Origin of the sequence: Ruegeria arenilitoris (genome assembly GCF_013032855.1) — a bacterium.
Taxonomy (GTDB): Bacteria; Pseudomonadota; Alphaproteobacteria; order Rhodobacterales; family Rhodobacteraceae; genus Ruegeria; species Ruegeria arenilitoris.
In genome coordinates this window covers 381,244-399,181 of sequence record NZ_WQDA01000002.1, presented here as the reverse complement: position 1 = coordinate 399,181, position 17,938 = coordinate 381,244, and the positions used below count along the sequence as shown (strand labels likewise).

General features: G+C 61.7%; 23 protein-coding genes. 7 read left to right on the top strand and 16 right to left on the bottom strand.

The features are described from left to right. Positions 1–34: 34 nt before the first annotated feature. The 6 genes from GOW72_RS08155 to GOW72_RS08130 form a co-directional block, all read right to left on the bottom strand. The gene (locus tag GOW72_RS08155) at positions 35–1,339 is read right to left on the bottom strand and encodes an NAD(P)/FAD-dependent oxidoreductase (RefSeq protein WP_170366503.1); all 1,305 of its coding nucleotides are present in this window, start codon (positions 1,337–1,339) and stop codon (positions 35–37) included. Between the two features lie 12 nt (positions 1,340–1,351). Next, complete coding sequence (locus GOW72_RS08150; RefSeq protein WP_170366502.1) at positions 1,352–2,710, bottom strand: glutamine synthetase family protein; 1,359 nt, start codon at positions 2,708–2,710, stop codon at positions 1,352–1,354. Next, positions 2,710–3,390, bottom strand: coding sequence for a type 1 glutamine amidotransferase (locus tag GOW72_RS08145; protein ID WP_170366501.1), 681 nt, complete (start codon positions 3,388–3,390; stop codon positions 2,710–2,712). The genes GOW72_RS08150 and GOW72_RS08145 overlap by 1 nt, the downstream gene beginning before the upstream one ends. Positions 3,391–3,448: 58 nt before the next feature. Next, positions 3,449–4,768 carry a glutamine synthetase family protein gene (locus GOW72_RS08140; protein WP_170366500.1) on the bottom strand — a complete coding sequence of 440 codons (1,320 nt, stop codon included), beginning with the start codon at positions 4,766–4,768 and terminating at the stop codon, positions 3,449–3,451. A gap of 70 nt (positions 4,769–4,838) precedes the next feature. Next, entirely contained in the window at positions 4,839–5,057 is a 219-nt protein-coding gene (locus GOW72_RS08135) for a GDCCVxC domain-containing (seleno)protein (RefSeq protein WP_170366499.1), read from the bottom strand. Positions 5,058–5,061: 4 nt separating this feature from the next. After that, positions 5,062–5,385, bottom strand: coding sequence for a hypothetical protein (locus GOW72_RS08130; RefSeq protein ID WP_170366498.1), 324 nt, complete (start codon positions 5,383–5,385; stop codon positions 5,062–5,064). A 98-nt stretch (positions 5,386–5,483) separates the two neighbouring features. Between GOW72_RS08130 and GOW72_RS08125 the strand changes: the two genes are divergently transcribed. Beyond that, entirely contained in the window at positions 5,484–5,873 is a 390-nt protein-coding gene (locus GOW72_RS08125) for a MerR family transcriptional regulator (RefSeq protein WP_170366497.1), read from the top strand. Between the two features lie 11 nt (positions 5,874–5,884). On the opposite strand, the gene GOW72_RS08120 is transcribed toward GOW72_RS08125, so the two are convergent. From GOW72_RS08120 to secG, 10 genes are all read right to left on the bottom strand, one after another. Then, positions 5,885–6,691, bottom strand: a complete 807-nt coding sequence (locus GOW72_RS08120) for an ABC transporter permease (RefSeq protein WP_170366496.1) — start codon at positions 6,689–6,691, stop codon at positions 5,885–5,887. Continuing rightward, positions 6,688–7,575 (bottom strand): ABC transporter permease, encoded by an 888-nt coding sequence (locus GOW72_RS08115; protein ID WP_170358530.1) that lies wholly within the window; start codon positions 7,573–7,575, stop codon positions 6,688–6,690. The genes GOW72_RS08120 and GOW72_RS08115 overlap by 4 nt, the downstream gene beginning before the upstream one ends. A gap of 80 nt (positions 7,576–7,655) precedes the next feature. Beyond that, entirely contained in the window at positions 7,656–8,405 is a 750-nt protein-coding gene (locus GOW72_RS08110) for a transporter substrate-binding domain-containing protein (protein ID WP_093962541.1), read from the bottom strand. Between the two features lie 32 nt (positions 8,406–8,437). Continuing rightward, a complete protein-coding gene (locus GOW72_RS08105) occupies positions 8,438–9,214 on the bottom strand; it encodes an ABC transporter ATP-binding protein (RefSeq protein ID WP_093962540.1) in 777 nt (258 codons plus the stop codon). 128 nt (positions 9,215–9,342) lie between these two features. Beyond that, positions 9,343–10,086 carry a phosphate/phosphite/phosphonate ABC transporter substrate-binding protein gene (locus GOW72_RS08100; protein ID WP_170366772.1) on the bottom strand — a complete coding sequence of 248 codons (744 nt, stop codon included), beginning with the start codon at positions 10,084–10,086 and terminating at the stop codon, positions 9,343–9,345. A 5-nt stretch (positions 10,087–10,091) separates the two neighbouring features. Next, complete coding sequence (locus GOW72_RS08095) at positions 10,092–10,529, bottom strand: tellurite resistance TerB family protein (RefSeq protein WP_093962539.1); 438 nt, start codon at positions 10,527–10,529, stop codon at positions 10,092–10,094. Positions 10,530–10,549: 20 nt separating this feature from the next. Continuing rightward, on the bottom strand, positions 10,550–10,999 hold the full coding sequence (locus GOW72_RS08090; protein ID WP_170340012.1) for a tellurite resistance TerB family protein: 450 nt from the start codon (positions 10,997–10,999) through the stop codon (positions 10,550–10,552). A gap of 39 nt (positions 11,000–11,038) precedes the next feature. After that, complete coding sequence (locus GOW72_RS08085; protein ID WP_170337844.1) at positions 11,039–11,332, bottom strand: DUF1330 domain-containing protein; 294 nt, start codon at positions 11,330–11,332, stop codon at positions 11,039–11,041. Between the two features lie 80 nt (positions 11,333–11,412). Further along, on the bottom strand, positions 11,413–13,056 hold the full coding sequence (locus GOW72_RS08080) for a CTP synthase (RefSeq protein ID WP_093963011.1): 1,644 nt from the start codon (positions 13,054–13,056) through the stop codon (positions 11,413–11,415). Between the two features lie 160 nt (positions 13,057–13,216). Continuing rightward, positions 13,217–13,582, bottom strand: a complete 366-nt coding sequence (gene secG / locus GOW72_RS08075) for a preprotein translocase subunit SecG (RefSeq protein WP_093962537.1) — start codon at positions 13,580–13,582, stop codon at positions 13,217–13,219. Between the two features lie 150 nt (positions 13,583–13,732). Here secG and nthA point away from each other — a divergent pair, with 150 nt between their 5' ends. The 6 genes from nthA (at position 13,733) to GOW72_RS08045 (ending at position 17,900) form a co-directional block, all read left to right on the top strand. Beyond that, positions 13,733–14,347: a nitrile hydratase subunit alpha gene (gene nthA, locus GOW72_RS08070; RefSeq protein WP_170366495.1), complete on the top strand. Its 615-nt coding sequence runs from the start codon at positions 13,733–13,735 to the stop codon at positions 14,345–14,347. Next, positions 14,344–15,021, top strand: a complete 678-nt coding sequence (gene nthB, locus GOW72_RS08065) for a nitrile hydratase subunit beta (protein ID WP_170366494.1) — start codon at positions 14,344–14,346, stop codon at positions 15,019–15,021. The genes nthA and nthB overlap by 4 nt, the downstream gene beginning before the upstream one ends. Continuing rightward, positions 15,018–15,344 (top strand): nitrile hydratase accessory protein, encoded by a 327-nt coding sequence (locus GOW72_RS08060; RefSeq protein ID WP_170366493.1) that lies wholly within the window; start codon positions 15,018–15,020, stop codon positions 15,342–15,344. The genes nthB and GOW72_RS08060 overlap by 4 nt, the downstream gene beginning before the upstream one ends. A gap of 218 nt (positions 15,345–15,562) precedes the next feature. Beyond that, positions 15,563–16,858, top strand: coding sequence for an adenylosuccinate synthase (locus tag GOW72_RS08055; RefSeq protein ID WP_170337852.1), 1,296 nt, complete (start codon positions 15,563–15,565; stop codon positions 16,856–16,858). Beyond that, positions 16,858–17,100 (top strand): DUF2842 domain-containing protein, encoded by a 243-nt coding sequence (locus GOW72_RS08050; RefSeq protein WP_093962533.1) that lies wholly within the window; start codon positions 16,858–16,860, stop codon positions 17,098–17,100. The genes GOW72_RS08055 and GOW72_RS08050 overlap by 1 nt, the downstream gene beginning before the upstream one ends. Positions 17,101–17,186: 86 nt before the next feature. Continuing rightward, positions 17,187–17,900, top strand: coding sequence for a porin family protein (locus GOW72_RS08045; protein ID WP_170366491.1), 714 nt, complete (start codon positions 17,187–17,189; stop codon positions 17,898–17,900). Positions 17,901–17,938: the final 38 nt, after the last annotated feature.

The window sequence follows — 17,938 nt, the reverse complement described above, 5'->3', positions numbered from 1 at the left end:
GGCGAAATTTCACCGAACCGTCACAAGTGGTGGGTCAAAGGCCCAGCCGATCACGCAGGGCATACCAAGTCATCGCCAGCACCAGCAGAGGGCTGCGCAGGGCCGAGCCTCCGGGAAAAGGCAGAGCGGGCACGCGGGCCATCGTGTCGAACCCTTCGGACTGGCCCTGGATGGCCAGCGCCATCAACTGACCGGCATGGGTTGCGGTGCCGACCCCATGACCGGAATAGCCCGAGGCCGACAGGATGTTGGGCGCCAGACGCGTCAGGTAGGGCATCCGCCGCATGGTTATGGCCAGCGTGCCGCCCCAGGCATAGTCGATCCGAACGTCGCGCAGATGCGGAAATATCTCGGTCATCGGTTTGCGGACCTTGGCGGCGATGTCGGATGGAAAGCGATAGCCATAGCTCTCGCCACCGCCGAACAGCAGTCGCCCATCGGCGCTGAGGCGGAAATAGTTCACCACGAATTTCGTGTCGGCAACGGCCACGTCCTGCGTCAGAACCTTTGCGGCCTCGGCGCCCAGCGGCTCGGTCGCGGCGATGAAATTGTTGATCGGCATGACCCGCGCGGCGACCTTGCGGTTCAATTTGCCCAGATAGCCATTGCAAGCCAGAACCAGATGGTCGGCCGTGACCGAACCCTGTTCGGTGCGAACGGTGACGCGCGGGCCTTCCTCGATGCCCAGAACCTCGGTGTTTTCGTGCAGCGTCAGGCCGGCGGCCAAGGCGGCCTCGGCCAGACCCAGCGCATAGTTCAACGGGTGCAGATGGGCCGCGCCCATGTCCAGATATCCGCCCGCATAGGCCGGCGAGGGACAAAGCACGCGCCCGGCTTCGGCATCCAGCTGCTCGATCTGGTCATAGCCATAGGCGGTTTTCAGGTGATCGGCGTGAGCGTGCAATTCGGCGCGTTCGCCGTCGCTGAAGCCCAACGTGGCGATGCCCGGTTTCAAGTCGCAATCGATGCCGTGGCGTTCGATCAGCGATTTGACCAGCGTCTTGGCGTCTTCGGCCAGATCCCACAGCTTGGCCGCGTCGTCGCGTCCGACCAGCTTTTCCAGGTCTTCCTGATCCATGCGCTGGGCGCTGCCCAATTGGCCACCATTGCGCCCCGAGGCGCCGAAACCCACGCGATGCGCTTCAAGCAGGACCACCTTGAACCCGGCCTCGGCCAGGTGCAGCGCGGTCGAAAGACCCGTATACCCTCCACCCACGACGCAAACGTCAGCGGTGACATCGCCGCGCAGCGGCTCGGTCGAGGTTCGCGGGTGCGCGGTGGCGGCATACCAGCTGGGCGGGTAGGTGCCGCGTTTGTCATTGCTGTACAGCAGGTTCATGGCGCACATGGCTCAGACGTTCAGCAGCAGGTGTTCACGCTCCCACGGCGATATCACCTGCAGGAACTCCTCGTACTCGGCGCGTTTGACGATGCTGTAGACGCGGGCGAACTCGGCGCCCAGAACCTGATGCAAGGCTTCGGCCTCGTCGAACAGATCCAGCGCGTTGCCCATGACCTGCGGGATGTCGCCGTCACCTTCGTAGGCGTCGCCATAGAACTGACGGCGCGGCCGGTCCTGATTGACCAGGCCAAGATAGCCGCAGGCCAGCGACACGGCGATGCCCAGATAGGGGTTGCAATCCATCCCGGCGATGCGGTTTTCCACCCGGCGGCTGTCGGGGCCTGACAGTGGCACGCGGATGCCCGTGGTGCGGTTGTCGCGCGCCCATTCCAGGTTGATCGGGGCGGCGTGGTCCTTGACGTAGCGCCGGTACGAGTTGACGTAGGGCGCCATCACCGCCAGCCCGGCGGGCAGGTGCAGTTGCAGACCGGCGATGAAGTTGTAGAACGCGTCCGTCTCGCCGCCCTGAGGCCCTGAGAACAGGTTCTTGCCCGTCTCCATGTCGATGATCGAGTGATGGATGTGCATGGCCGATCCCGGTTCATCCTCGATCGGTTTGGCCATGAAGGTAGCAAAGCAGTTGTGGCGCAGCGCAGCCTCGCGGATCAGGCGTTTGAAATAAAACACCTCGTCGGCCAGCTTGACCGGGTCGCCATGGCGCAGGTTGATCTCAAGCTGACCGGCGCCGCCCTCCTGGGTGATGCCGTCGATCTCGAACCCTTGCGCCTCGGCGAAATCGTAGATGTCGTCGATCACGGGGCCGAATTCATCCACGGCGGTCATGGAATAGGCCTGCCGTGCGGCAGCCGGACGGCCCGAGCGGCCCATCATCGGCTCGATCCCCTTGGCCGGGTCCACGTTGCGGGCAACCAGAAAGAACTCCATCTCGGGCGCGACAACTGGTTTCCACCCTTTGTCCTTGTACAGCTGGACCACGCGTTTCAGCACGTTGCGCGGGCTGAACGGAATCGGATCGCCGTCGCGGTCATAGGCGTCATGGATCACCTGAAGGGTCCAGTCACCGGTCCACGGTGCCGCCGAGGCCGTGCTGAAATCGGGCTTGAGGATCATGTCGCGTTCGATGAACCCATCCTCGCCCGCGGCCTCGCCCCAGTCACCAGTGATGGTTTGGTAGAAAATGCTGTCGGGTAGATGGAAATAGGCCTGCTTGGCGAATTTCGATGCCGGAACCGCCTTGCCGCGGGCAATCCCCGGCAGGTCCGAGATGATGCACTCGACCTCGTCCAGCCGGTGCCCTTCGATGTAATCCCGAGCTGCTTGTGGAAGTTGGTCTGTCCAGTCGGCCATCAGGCCCTCTCTTTCTTCAGGAACTCTGCCATGAAACGCCCGATATTGGCGTTGTCATCCGGAGCGTTCCATCGGGTTTTTGCGTCGTCCATCAGGGCGTCGGGTACCAGGCCTTTACCACGTGACTCCATGAGGCCCTGAATGAAATCGTTGGAGTATTCGGGATGTGCCTGCACCGTCCAAATCGTGTCCCCGTATGCAACCATCGCGTTCTTGCAGAACGCGTTGCTACCCAATAGCTGGGCGCCGTCGGGCAAGGCCGTCACCTGATCCTGGTGCCATGCGTTCAACGAAACCTTGCGCCCGTCATAGTCATACTCGGTGCGTCCGATCGCCCAACCCTTGTCGAACTTTTCAACCTTGCCACCCAACGCCTGAGCGATGATCTGATGGCCGAAACAGACGCCGACCAGCGGTTTTCGTGCCGCTTGGATCTCGCGGATCAGTTGCTCGAGCTTGGGGATCCAGGGATGATCTTCGTAGGCGCCATGCCGCGAGCCGGTGATCACCCATCCATCGCAATCGCTTGCGCTGTCGGGGAACACATCATCCACCACCGCATAGGTCACGAACTCGAAATCGTTGCCGTCCAGAAGCTGTTGAAACATCAGGTCGTAGTCGCCGAACGATCGTTCCAGCGGTTCGGGCGCGTGGCCAGTCTGCAGTATGCCGATTTTCATGTGTCACCAAATTTGATCAAATTCAATCTACCCGAGTCTCGATCCACGGGCAAGAGGATCATACGGACTCCAGATAGCTCAGCCAGTGACTGTCGGGGTCCATGTCGGCAAAGCGTGCGGATTCCTGCCTTTTGGTCATCACCATGTTTCGGATCAGATCCTCGGAGAAGATGCGCGCGATGATCGGGTCCGTCTCGAATGCCGAAATGGCCGAATCCCAGTCCCCTGCCAATTGCGGAAGCCCTTCGATCTCGTAGGCATTTCCCGTGATCGGGGGCGGGGGTTGAAGGCCGTCCTCGATGCCGATCAGAGCCGCGCCCAGAACCGCGGCCAGCATCAGATAAGGGTTGATGTCGCCGCCGGCCACGCGGTGCTCGATCCGGCGGGCAGCGGGCGCACCGCCCGGAATGCGGATTGCCGCGGTCCGGTTCTCATAGGCCCAGGCCGCGCCTGTGGGGGCATGGGCTCCGGGCACGAGCCGCGTGTAAGAATTGCCATGCGGAGCAAAGATCAGCGTGCTGCCGGGCATGGCGGCCAGACAGCCGGCGACGGCAGAGCGCAGGATTTCGGTCCCTTCACGCCCGCCATTGTCAAACACGTTGCGTCCCTGGTCATCCAGCACGGAAAAATGCACATGCATTCCGTTCCCAGCATCATCGGCATAGGGTTTGGCCATGAAGGTCGCGGTAAAGCCGTGCTTGCGGGCCAACCCACGGGTCAATGCCTTGAAAAGCCACGTATCATCGGCGCAGCGCATGGCATCCTGATGGTTCAGATTGATTTCGAACTGGCCGATACCGCTCTCTGAGATTGCCGTTTGGGCGGGAATCCCCATTTCGGCGCACCCGTCATAAAGTTCGGTGAAAAAGGCGTCGAAGGCGTCCATTTCGGCCATCGACAGCACCGCCTCGCCGCGCAGCCGACGGCCGGTGACCGGGTTGTGCGGGGGCTTTGGTTGCGCGTCCGAGGAGTCAAGCAGGGTGAATTCCAACTCGGTCGCGGCAACAACTTTCCATCCGCGCTGGGCATAGCGCGACAGGACTGCGCCCAGCGCGTGGCGGGGATCGCCGGCAAAGGGTGTGCCGTGATCGTCGTACAGGCACATCGGCACCAGCGCCGTGGGTGTGGTCAGCCAGGGCATCGGCACCGGGCCGCGCTCGGTCGGGCGCAGTACGCCATCGGCGTCGCCGGTTTCGAACACCAGCGGGCTGCCCTCGATATCGGCGCCCCACAGATCGACGTTCAGCGCCGAAAACGGCATGCGCACCGCGCCGCTGTCCAGCTTGTCGGCGTAAGACGGGGGCACGCGTTTGCCGCGCATCTGGCCGTTCAAGTCACAGGCGGCGACGCGAAATGTATGCAGGGCGGCAAGGTCCATCTGGGGCTCCGTAGCTGTGCTGCGGCAAACCTAGTCGAGCTTTATGCCCTTGTCACGATATTTGATCAAATTATCCGCAGCAGCTGTCGCCTTGCTGAATGGGCGGGCAGGCTACGGTTCCGTACGAGCAATAGACACAGCAATCACCCGGCTTGGGTTTCAGTACCGTGTGACAGGCGCTGCATTCATAGAACCACTGGCAGGCGTCGGTGGGCATGGTCTCGGTCTGCGCGTGGCCGCAGGCGGGGCAGGTCAGGGTGCTTTCAAGCGTTACGGTCGTGTCTGTCATGGTCTCACATCTGTTGGATCAGAAATTCGTTGATGCGGGCCTCGTTGAACACGACGACCCAGGCGAGGGCGGTCATCGCGGTGCTGGCCGCCAAGCCCCATTTCAGATGGCGCACGGCATTGCGCCGATAGGCCACCAGCCAAGCCACCGCGACCAGCGCCGTCGAGGCCGCCAGAACATAGTAGCTGAGCGCCGCGATCTGGCCAAAGACAGCCAGCCAACTGCCGCCAAGGCCCAGCAACATCATCGTCATCGGCAGCACGCAGCATGCGCCCACACCCAAGGCCGACAGGGATCCGGCAAAGCTGAGGCCGAGAAATCCGCGCATTTTGTTCCTCCGTCATTCAGGGGCCGCAGCATTGCCGCAGCGTGTGGGCAGAGGTATAAATCCTGTAGCCACTACAGGATCAAGCGAAACGAGGTCACATGATTGCGATCGGTGAAGCGGCCCGTCAAAGCGGCGTAGGAATCGAAACCATCCGGTATTACGAGCGTGAAGGCATCGTGCCGCGCCCGGCGCGGGCGGCCAACAATCGGCGGCTGTATTCCGCGCAGGATGTGGGGCGGTTGCGGTTTCTGAAACGCTGCCGTGACCTTGGGTTTTCGCTGGGCGATGCAAAGGCCCTGCTGGACCTGTCCGAGGGCGGCGCGGCCGATTGTGCCGAGGTCAGCGCATTGGCCAAAGGTCACATGGACAGCGTCCGCCGCAAGATCGCCGAACTGCAACGGCTGGAGGCCGCCCTGGGCGAGCTGACGGCAAATTGCGCCGAAGGCTCGGTGGATTGCCCGATGCTGGGCCGGTTGCGGATGGCCTGAGTCCCGGCGCCTCAGCGCGCCAGGTTCAGGCGAAACCGAATCTTGGCCTTGCGCGCCACCGGCAGGTGCCGGTTCAGCCGCTTGTTGATCAGGCCGAACACGCCCACGATCACCAGCGTCAGCAGGATGAAATAGAACGCCAGGATCGGGTAGGGGACGAACGGGTTGAACGTCTTGTCGGCGAAATAGCTGGCATAGTAAAGCGCGTCCCCGCGTTGCTGCCAGGCCGGAAAGGCCGAGAAGAAGACCAGCGTGGTGGCATGGAACAGGAAAATCGCCTCGTTCGTGTAGGCGGGCCAGGCCAGTCGCAGCATGGTGGGCCACACGATCCGGCGGAAGCGCGACCAGCCGGACATGCCATAGGCATCGGCGGCCTCGATATCTCCCTTGGGGATCGACCGCAGCGCGCCATAGAAGATCTCGCCCGAATAGGCGGCAGTGTTCAGGAACAGCACGATCAGCGCCCCCAGCCAGGCCGAGGTGAAGGCGTCGAACATCGGGTAGGTCTTCTTGAGCGACAGGAACAGGAAGTAGGCAAAGAAGAACTGGATGAACAGTGGTGAGCCGCGGAAGATGAAGATGAACCATTCGGAGGGTTTGCGCAGCCACTTGCGGCTGGACGCCTTGCCCAGGGCCACGGCCGTGGCCAGGAAGAACCCGGTGGCCAGCGCCATCACGCCGAAATAGATGTTCCAGATCATCCCTGAACCGATCAGGGTGAACTGTTCGCACAGGGTGAAATCGCTGCGCGGCAGCAGGCGCTCGCCAAACCCGATCGAACGCAGGCCGTAATCCTGGATGGTCTGCAGGCAGCTCATGCGGTGGTCTCCTTGCGCAGCAGCTCTCCGCCCGATGTGGCCTGACCGTGAGATAGCCGGCGCATCAGCCGTTCGAGGCCGATCTCGGAAACGCGGGTCATGCCAAGGTAGAAAACCAGCAGGAACAGGAAGTACCACATGCGCCAGTCGCCATGCGGATAGGCGGTGAATTTCGAGGTCTTGGTGCCGCCCAGCTCGCGCGCCCAATAGACGATGTCTTCGACCCCCAGCAGGAACAGCAGCGGCGTGGCCTTGATCAGCACCATCCACAGGTTCGACAGGCCGGGCAGGGCATAGACCCACATCTGCGGCACGAGAATGCGCCAGAAGGTCTGGCGGCGCGTCATGCCATAGGCCTCGGCGGTTTCAAGCTGCGCCAGCGGCACGGCGCGCATGCCGCCGAACAGCACGTTGGCGGCGAAGGCACCAAACACGATCGAGAAGGTGATGACGGCCAGGAAAAAGCCGTAGGTTTCGTGCACCCATTCCGGTGCGGTGCCCAGCGGCAGCTTGGCCTGGGGGCAGACGAGGAAATCGTTGCCCTGGCGGATCGGATCGGTCCAGTCGGGACACAGCACCTGATGTCGCATCCACTCGAACCCCTGGTCCAGGGCTATCACGAAAAACAGGAAAAACGCAATGTCGGGCACACCGCGCACGATGGCGATATAGCCCTTGCCCAGCCAACCGAGTGGCGGGACATGCGACCGCGCCGCCATGGCCCCCGCAAAGCCGAAAGCCAACGCCACCGGGGCCGTCACCGCCAGCAAGGCCAGAACCTTGATGAACGACAGGTAGAACGACCAGTGCACGCCGTTGGTCAGATAGCATGAAAACCAGCGGAACGTGCCGAGCGTGTCGGGATCAGCGCAGTAGGAAAACATGGGGCGTCTTTCGAACGTCGGGTCCGGCGCGGGCCGGGGTGGGTTCGGCGCGCGTGGCGCCGAACCGCAGGACCGGATGCTTAGTTGGTGACGACCGAGCCGTCAGGTGCGTAGGTGGCGGTGTCTTCACCAAACCACTTTTTCAGCATCTCGTTCAGGGTGCCGTCCTCTTTCATCGAGGTGATGGCGGCATCGAACTTGCCGCGCAGTTCGGCATCGCTTTCGCGCAGGCCCATGCCGACGCCACCGCCCAGCGGAACCGGATCGCCGACAAAGACCAGTTCGCCATTCGATTCCTCGACCAGCGGCACCAGGTAGTCGCGGTCGGCCAGAACGGCATCAGCCTCACCGTTGCGCACGGCGGCGATGGTTTCCTCGGGCGTCGCGAACTCAACCAGAGTTGCGCCCGACTCGGCCACGTGGCCGGCCTGGATGGTGGCGGTCTGTGCGGCGACGACGCCGCCGGTCACGTCAGCATCCGCCGAGGTTGCGACATAGGCCGAAGCGGTCGGCGGATAGTAGTCCTGGGTGAAGTCGATGACCTCATCACGCTCGGCCGTGATCGACATGCCCGCGATGATGGTGTCGTAGTTGCCCGAGACCAGGTTCGGAATGATCGAATCCCAGTCGTTCTTGACCCATTCGCATTCCAGCTGGGCGCGTTTGCACAGCTCGTCGCCGACCTCACGCTCGAAGCCGTCGATCTCGCCGGCGTCGTTGATGAAGTTGTACGGAGGATAGGCGCCCTCGGTGCCCATGCGGACCGTGTCGGCCATGGCCATACCAGCGCCAAGCGCCAGCGCTGCAGTGGTCAGAATCAGGTTTTTCATTGGTAACTCCCCTGTTTGGTTCTGTCCTGATTTTACGCCGCCTTTGTGGCGGAGAGAAAGCCCCGAAGCCTTTCGGATTCGGCAGCAGTGAAAATATCTTCGGGCGAGCCTTCTTCTTCAATCAAGCCCTGGTGCAGAAACACCACGTGGCTAGAGATGTCGGCCGCCATCTGCATGTCGTGCGTGACGATGATCATGGTGCGGCCTTCGGCGGCCAGATCCTTGATCACCTTGATCACTTCCTGTTCCAGCTCGGGATCGAGTGCCGAGGTCGGCTCGTCGAACAGCAGCGCCTCGGGCTCCATGCACAGTCCCCGCGCGATCGCGGCGCGTTGTTGCTGGCCGCCCGACAGTTGCGCGGGATAGGCGTCGCATTTGTCGCCGATGCCAACCTTGTCCAGGTATTTGCGGGCGCTGTCCTCGACCTCGTGCCGGTCACGGCCCAGCACGGTGATCGGGGCTTCCATCACGTTCTGCAAGATGGTCATGTGGGCCCAAAGGTTGAACTGCTGGAACACCATCGACAGGTTGGTACGGATGCGCAGCACCTGTTTGGGATCGGCGGGGCGGCGGTGATCGCGGGTTCCGGTCCAACGCACCGGCTCACCTTTGAACAGGATCTCGCCCTCCTGGCTGTCTTCCAGCAGGTTGCAACAGCGCAGCAGGGTGGACTTGCCCGACCCGGATGATCCGATCAGCGACACCACGTCGCCGCGATGGGCGGTGATGTCCACTCCTTTGAGGACTTCGAGATTGCCAAAGCTTTTGTGCAGGTTCTTGATCTCGATGACGGGAGTGCTGTCTGTCACGGGTCGTCCTGGTGTTGTTGATTGCGTTGGTGCGGTACTAGGGCCGAAAAACAAGAGCAATGCAATGCGCAAATGACAAGTTCAAGTCCCGAAACCTCCGATTCGGCCACGGTCAGTGGTCAAATTGGTCAGCTTTCAGGCAGCAAAGCCGCAGGCGATGGCGGGTTGGGAACGGCCAGGTAGAGATCGGCTGCAATGTCGATCAACCCGCGGATGTGCAGCGCTGCCCGATCAGCCGGGGAAAGGTCTGAAATCGCGGCGCGAACCGCGGTGGCGACCGGGACCGGATCGCGCGTGATCGCGGTGATGTAGGGCAACGCCGGGGTGGGGCGCGTGCTTTCCACCGGGCGCAGGCGCTTGCCCAGATCGGTATGCTCTTGCAGCAGCACCCATGTCAGCGCGTCCAGCGATGCGAAATCGGCATGTCCATCGGCCACGGCCTGCGCCGACAAAGCGTGTCCACCGGTTTCCAGCAGGCGCGCCGGAGCAAGGCCCAGTTCGGACAGATGCGTGACCGGGGCGGCCCAACCCGATTGGGATAGCGCCTCGTTAAAAGCAAAAAAACCGGCCGCCAGTTCAGGCAGATCGCGCGCGTCTTCAGCGCGGGCCACGAAAACCGAGCAGTAGTGTCCCCGCGGACAGCCCGGCAGGTCATAATCTGGAGTGCCGACCAGATGCACCTTGCCGTGCAGGCGCGTGCGATAAGGCATGCCGCAGGTCTGGGCAAAGACAAGGTCAGGGTCCTGCCAGATCTCCCAGAAATCGCGATCACGGGTCAGATGGTTCGGACCTTCGCCCAAATGTGCGCGAATCAAACTCCAAAAGCGATCGTTGGCCGGTTGCAAAGCGGGCATGTCGTACATGCCCAGCATCGCCGTCACGATTTGGCGGCCTTCTGCCGGGCTAGAGCTGAATCCACGTCGCTGACGCCCAGGAGGCTGACGACCAGCCGCAGCAGCGAGTCCTCGTCCTGCGAGCGCTGACCGTCAGCCAGCGCCACCGACCACAGCGCCTGAACCACGCCGAGGCGATGGTCGTACGGCACCGCATCCTTGATCGCACGGGTAAAGCGGACGGTATCAGGGGCCTCGGCCTCCAGATCTTCGGCCTGGGCGCGCAGCCCTGCGGCCTCGAACGGGGACAGGCCGTAGCGCTCGGCCAGAACCTTGTCGATGCGCGACATCTCGGTATCGGCATAGTCATCATCGGACCGGGCAAGGCGAACCAGCAGGGCGGCCAAGGCCAGCCGGGCGTCGTCATCGGTCAGTGGGTCGGGTTGCGGCTGGGTCAGCCGGGACAGGAAGGCGTTGAACATGGCCTAGATATAGCCGTCACTCAGCCCGCGTCCAAGCGGCTTTGCACCCGTTCGCGCGCGGCCTGGCTGTCATTGTAGCTGAGGCCCATGGCGATACGCGCTTCTTCGACGATCTTGATCTCGCCCTCGTCCGAATTCCCGTCGGCCAGCACAACCTCCCAAAGGGCCTCCATCGCGGCCAGACGTTCATGCAAATCCGTCGTTTCGCGGATCAGTTTGCCGAAGGTATCCGTGTCGGGGGCTGCGGCGTGCAACTTCTCACACGTGGCGCGGACCTTGGCGGCCTCGATCGCGTTGTGCTGATAGAGCCGAGCCAGGATGCGGTCGATCAGGCTGATTTCCTCGATCTTGTAGTCGCGGTCGGCCTGCGCGACACGCACCAGCAAAGCGCCAAGCGCCAGTTCCGCATCAGGGTCCGGCAGCGTGGTCTGCTGAGGAGGGCGCAAAGCCTGCAGGAAGTTCTTTAGCAGTGGCATTGGGGAATCCGTATTTCTGTCACCGTGTCCGTGCTAGGCGTCATACCCTTCGATGATCACCAGATCACCGGATGAAACTGGATCGCGCAAGGCTTTTGCCTTTTGGTACAGGTCGCTGTCATAGCAGGCCAGGGCGGCCTCGTAGCTGGGAAATTCGATAACGACGGTTCGCGCTCGCGCTGCGCCTTCCCGCACCTGACGATCTCCACCGCGCACCAGAAAACGGGCACCGTATTCGGCAAAAGCTTCGCCATTGGCAGCGATGTAGGTCTTGTAGGTCTCCATGTCGTCTACATCGACATGGGCCACCCAATATCCTTTGCTCACGCGGTCTGCTCCTTCTGCCCGTTCCGGCTCAAACTGAACCGGAACGCTTTGCAAAGCAAGACCAAGCCGTACAGTCCGCCTCAGACCAGACGCGACGTGTCCTTGGCCGCGCGCACGAAGTCGCGGAACAGAGGGTGCGGATCGAAAGGTTTGGATTTCAGTTCCGGGTGGTACTGCACACCGATGAACCACGGGTGGTCTGACCATTCGACGATCTCGGGCAGGCGTCCATCGGGTGACATCCCCGAGAAGTTCAAACCGGCTTTCTCAAGTTGTTCGCGATACTTGGTGTCCACCTCATAGCGGTGGCGGTGTCGTTCTTCGATCTGGGTGCTGCCATAGACCTCGGCCACTTTCGAGCCTTCGGTCAGAACCGCGTTGTAGGCACCCAGACGCATGGTGCCGCCCTTGTCGTCACCAACCTTGCGTTCGATCTTGGCGTTGCCCTGAACCCACTCCTTGAGGTGATAGACCACCGGTTCAAAGCGTTTTTTGCCGGCCTCGTGGTCGAATTCCTCGGACCCCGCGCCGGAGATACCGGCCACGTTGCGGGCGGCCTCGATCACTGCCATCTGCATGCCCAGACAGATGCCCAGATACGGCACCTTGTGTTCGCGGGCATATTGCGCAGCCTTGATCTTGCCTTCGGTGCCGCGCTCGCCAAAGCCGCCGGGCACCAGAATGGCGTGGAACCCTTCCAGATGCGGGCCGGGGTCTTCGGTGTCGAAGATCTCGGCATCGACCCACTCAACCTTGACCCGGACGCGATTGGCCATGCCGCCATGGGTCAGCGCCTCGGCGATGGATTTATAGGCGTCTTCCAACTGGGTGTACTTTCCGACGATCGCGACCTTCACTTCGCCCTCGGCGTTGTGGATGCGGTCGCTGACGTCTTCCCACTTCGACAGGTCGGGCTTGGGCGCCGGGCTGATCTGGAATGCGTCGAGCACGGCCTGATCGAGACCTTCGCGGTGATAGGCCAGCGGCGCGTCGTAAATGGTCGAGAGATCCTGCGCGGCGATCACCGCGTCGGGGCGCACGTTGCAGAACAGGGCCAGCTTTTCGCGCTCTTTCTGCGGGATCGGTCCTTCGGAACGGCAGACCAGAATGTCGGGCGCCAGGCCGATTGAGCGCAGTTCCTTGACCGAGTGCTGGGTGGGCTTGGTCTTCAGCTCGCCAGAGGCCTTGATGTAAGGCAACAGGGTCAGGTGCATGAAAATGCACTGGCCGCGCGGTTTGTCCTGGCTGAACTGGCGGATGGCTTCAAAGAAGGGCAGGCCTTCGATGTCGCCCACGGTGCCGCCGATCTCGCACAGCATGAAATCGACCTCATCCTCGCCGATGGCGATGAAGTCCTTGATCTCGTTGGTCACGTGCGGGATCACCTGAATGGTCTTGCCCAGATAGTCGCCGCGGCGTTCCTTTTCCAGAACGTTTGAATAGATCCGCCCCGAACTGACCGAGTCGGTCTTTCGTGCGGCAACACCCGTGAAGCGTTCGTAGTGACCCAGGTCCAGGTCGGTCTCGGCCCCGTCGTCGGTGACGAAAACCTCACCATGTTCGAACGGCGACATCGTGCCGGGATCGACATTCAGGTAGGGATCCAGCTTGCGCAGCCGAACCGAGTATCCCCGAGCCTGCAGAAGCGAACCCAGAGCAGCGGACGCCAGCCCTTTGCCCAAGGATGAAACAACACCACCAGTGATGAAAATAAATCGTGCCATGTTTCTTCGGCTGCCCCCGTGAGACGTCAACATCAACTGCCCGGCGGTTCGAAAAAACCGCAGCATCACGGGACTTCACGTATAAAGGATTCGCGCAAAAAGCGCAAGAGAACCGCAAGATGCTGTTGTGGTTCTCTTTCAGATTTCTAGGTTTTGTGGATCAGTCGGCCTGTGGGATCAGCGGCGCGTTGTCGCCCTGCGCCGGCGGCAGCAGGTCCTCGGCCGAGGGAACAGCAGGTGTGCTCTCTTCGGTCGCGTCCTGAGCCGGAACGCCAAGTCGGTCGATGACCGAGCTTCCAGCCGATTTTTCCGCGGCAAGAATCGTCAGGGTGATCGAGGTGACGATGAAGCAGGCTGCAAGGATCCAGGTCACCTTTGCCAGTGCCGTCGTTGCCGAACGTCCTGCAATGGCGCCACCACCGCCGCCACCCATGCCCAGGCCACCGCCTTCGGACCGCTGCAGCAGAACAACGGCGATCAGGCCCAAAGCCAAAAGAAGGTGGATTATGAGAACGACGTTTTCCATGGTGTTCCTGTGCGGCGTGGCGTGTATCGCCGGGTACTTAAGCAAGTTTGAGGCCGGGGGCAAGCCACGAGTTGCCATCACCGCAGGGGATTGTGCCGAACAGGCCAAATGGGGCTGGACACCCGGCGGTGCCTGGCTCAGGCTGCGGCCATGCCACATGACGACCACGACCACCCGCACGCTTTGCTGCCCCCGGACCCCGCTTTGCGCGTCAAAGCGCTCGAGACGATCCTGACCCGCAAGGGTTTGATCGATCCGGCCGCTCTGGACGAGATCATCGACACCTATCAGAACCGGATCGGCCCGCAAAACGGTGCGAAGGTTGTCGCCAAAGCTTGGTCTGACCCGGAGTTCAAACGCGCCCTGCTGGACGACGCTACGCCTGTGCTCTCTGAGATGGGGTTTTATGGCCGGCAGGGCGAACATATGGTCGTGGTCGAGAATACTCCCCAGACACACAACATGGTCGTCTGCACCTTGTGCAGCTGTTACCCATGGCCGCTGTTGGGTATCCCCCCGGGCTGGTACAAATCTGACGCTTACCGCGCCCGAGCCGTGCGCGAGCCGCGCCGCGTCCTGGCTGAGTTCGGAGTTGAACTGCCCGAAGGTACCACGGTTCGTGTCTGGGATTCGACTGCCGAAGTACGGTATCTGGTCTTGCCCATGCGCCCAGAAGGCACTGACGGTTTGAGCGAAGAGGACTTGGCCGCGCTGGTCACGCGCGACAGCATGATCGGCACGGGTTTGCCGAAGGTGTCGGCATGACCCGTGTCCACGACATGGGCGGGCGGTTCGGTGACGGGCCGGTACGCCCCGAGCCTGAGGACGCGCCGGTTTTTGCCGAAGACTGGCACGCGCGGGCCCTTGCAGTGACGCTGGCTGCCGGCGCGTTGGGCCAATGGAACATCGACACTTCGCGCCATGCGCGGGAAAGGCTGTCCCCCAAGGACTATGCCCGGTTCAGCTATTACGAGAAATGGATTTCGGCCCTGGCCAACCTGTTGATCGAGACCGGGGTTTTGCGGATCGAGGATCTGCGCGGGCAGGGCGTTGACGAGCCACATCCGCTTGCTCCGCGAAAACTGCCGGCAGATGCGGTGGCCAGAGTTCTGGCCAAAGGTGGACCGGCCGATCGCCCGTCGAACATCCCTGCCGCTTTTGAGGTCGGCCAGACCGTTCGCACGTTGCGCCCTTCTGCCAATCGTCTTGTTGAAGGGGGACACACGCGGCTGCCCGCATACGGAGCCGGCGCGACCGGACGCATTTTGCGGTTTCACGGCACACATGTCTTGCCGGACTCCAGCGCGCATGGTCTGGGTGAAGCGCCCGAGCCGCTTTATGCCGTTGCTTTTCCCGCGTCGGAACTGTGGGCCAATCCCGAACACCCGGACGACGAGGTGATTCTGGATCTCTGGCAAAGCTATCTGGAACCCGCATGAGCATCTGTCCCGATCACAACGCCCCAAGTCCGGTTTTTGAGAGCCCCTGGCACGCTCAGGTGTTTGCGGTGACGGTGGCGTTGAATGAGGCCGGCCGGATTTCCTGGAGCGATTGGGCCGCTCGGTTCTCCGAGACTTTGCGGCGCCACGGGCTGAACCGCGAGCTGGACGGGGGCGACGATTATTTCATGGCATGGCTCGAAACGCTCGAGTCCGTTTTGGCCGAGCAGGAAACGGCATTGCCCGAAGAAATCCACGAAATGCGCGCAGCTTGGGAGGAGGCGTATCTGAAGACGCCTCACGGAATGCCGGTACGCCTGTAGCGCAAGTTGGCTTTCAAGGTGTTGCCCGTTCAGGGCCTTTTCCACGTGTGTTCCCGGCCAGATGAACAACGGCGCGGACTCCGTCCGGTGGCCATGATCCCCGACAAGAGCATTGCGCGTCGGCGCGATTGGTCGCTGCGGCGAATTACCGGTTTCCCTGTTGCCTGCGCCCCGCTATATGGGCCGGGTTTGGTAATTCAGCGCAAAAAGGACCGGATATGGCCAATGTGGTTGTTGTCGGCGCCCAATGGGGTGACGAAGGAAAAGGCAAGATCGTCGACTGGCTCAGCGAGCGGGCAGACGTGATCGCGCGTTTTCAGGGCGGGCACAACGCCGGGCATACGCTGGTCATCGATGGTGAGGTCTACAAGCTGCATGCACTGCCGTCTGGTGTGGTGCGTGGTGGCAAGCTGAGCGTCATCGGCAACGGGGTTGTCCTGGATCCCTGGCATCTGCTGAAAGAGATCGAAACGATCCGCGCGCAAGGCGTCGAGATCACACCTGAAACGCTGATGATTGCGGAAAACACACCCTTGATCCTGCCGATCCACGGCGAGCTGGACCGCGCGCGCGAGGAAGCAGCGAGCAAGGGCACCAAGATTGGCACGACTGGACGCGGGATCGGCCCGGCCTATGAAGACAAGGTTGGTCGCCGCTCGGTGCGTGTGGCCGATCTTGCGGATGAGGCGACTCTCGAGGCTCGGGTCGATAGGGCGTTGCAACACCACGACCCGCTGCGCAAGGGTTTGGGTATCGACGCCGTGGATCGTGACGCGCTGATCGCCCAATTGAAGGAAATCGCGCCGCAGATCCTGCCTTTTGCGGCCCCCGTCTGGAAAGTGCTGAATGAAAAGCGCAAAGCGGGCAAGCGCATCCTGTTCGAAGGCGCTCAGGGTGCACTGCTGGATATCGATTTCGGTACGTATCCGTTTGTGACCTCGTCGAACGTGATTGCAGGGCAAGCGGCGACGGGCGTGGGGATTGGTCCGGGGTCGATCGACTTCGTTCTGGGTATCGTGAAGGCCTACACTACCCGTGTTGGCGAAGGACCGTTCCCGACCGAACTGCACGACGCCGACGGGCAGCGACTGGGAGAGCGCGGACATGAATTCGGCACCACGACAGGCCGCAAGCGGCGCTGCGGCTGGTTTGACGCCTGCCTCGTGCGGCAAACCTGCGCCACAAGCGGCGTCAACGGAATCTCTCTGACCAAGCTCGATGTTCTGGACGGGTTCGAGACACTGAAAATCTGTGTCGCTTACGAACTGGACGGCAAACGTTTGGACTATTTGCCGACGGCTGCGGATCAGCAGGCGCGGTGCACACCGATCTATGAAGAAATGCCGGGCTGGAGCGAGTCCACCGAAGGCGCGCGCAGCTGGGCAGACTTGCCGGCAAACGCGATCAAATATGTCCGCCGGGTGGAAGAACTGATCGAATGCCCGGTGGCGCTGCTGTCTACCAGCCCGGAGCGGGACGACACCATCCTGGTGACCGACCCGTTTGCCGACTGATGGCAGGCGCGGACAAACCCGGCCTCAGCTACAAGGCCCGCAGACGGTGGTCGCTGGTTCTATTGCTGGTGGGGCTGCCGTTGTACATTGTGGCGGTGGTCACCATCGTGAACTGGCTGGATCGACCATCAATCCTGGTCGAACTACTGGTCTATGTGGTTTTGGGTGTTCTGTGGGCACTGCCATTCAAATTTGTATTTCGTGGCGTTGGCAAAGAAGACCCGGATCAAGATCAGCAATAGACCAGACCGTTGTAAGAAACCTGCCGACGTGACAGGCTTGTCCGAAAAACAGTTTCGAAAAGCACAAGTCGGCAGGTGGATCCTTGATGAAAAATGCTGTTTTGGTCACATTGACCAGCCTCTCAACCCTGAGTTCGGGTGCCGTCTGGGCTGATGATTGGGAATTCGTCATTGCCCCTTACCTCTGGGGGCCGGATTTCAGAACCTCTCTGGACATTGGGCCGAACCCTCCGGTTGATGGCAGCAAATCCATCTTCGACATTCTAAACAGTGCATTCCTGATCGCGGGCGAGGCCCGGAAAGGGCGTTGGACGATCGGAGGCGAGTTCAACTATCTGAATCTGGGTGACACCGTTTCCATCGGACCATTCAGCAACGCCGCGAGCTGGGAGCTGGACGGGATCATGACCTCGCTCGCGGGCAGCTACGCGGTGGCAGAGGACAGCCAGTCCCGAATTGAGGTGCTGGGCGGGCTGCGCCATTGGGATCTTGATCTCTCGACAACCGTGGCCGGGTTCACGGCAAGCACTGACCAAAGCTGGACGGATCCAATCATTGGGGCACGATACTCTCGCGCGCTGAATGAGCGTTGGAAACTTGCGGCCATGGGCAACATCGGTGGTTTTGGCTATGGGTCGAAATTCCAGTGGGAAGCCCTCGTTCAAGCCAATTGGAGCTGGACCGAGACCATCGATGTTGCAGCCGGCTACCGTCATCTGAGCGTTGATTTTGAGGACGGCCGCAACGTTGTCGATCTTATACTGACCGGCCCATACGTCGCGTTGGCGTTCAAGTTCTGAGCTTTTACGCAAAATGCAAAAAAGGCCGGAGAGGATCT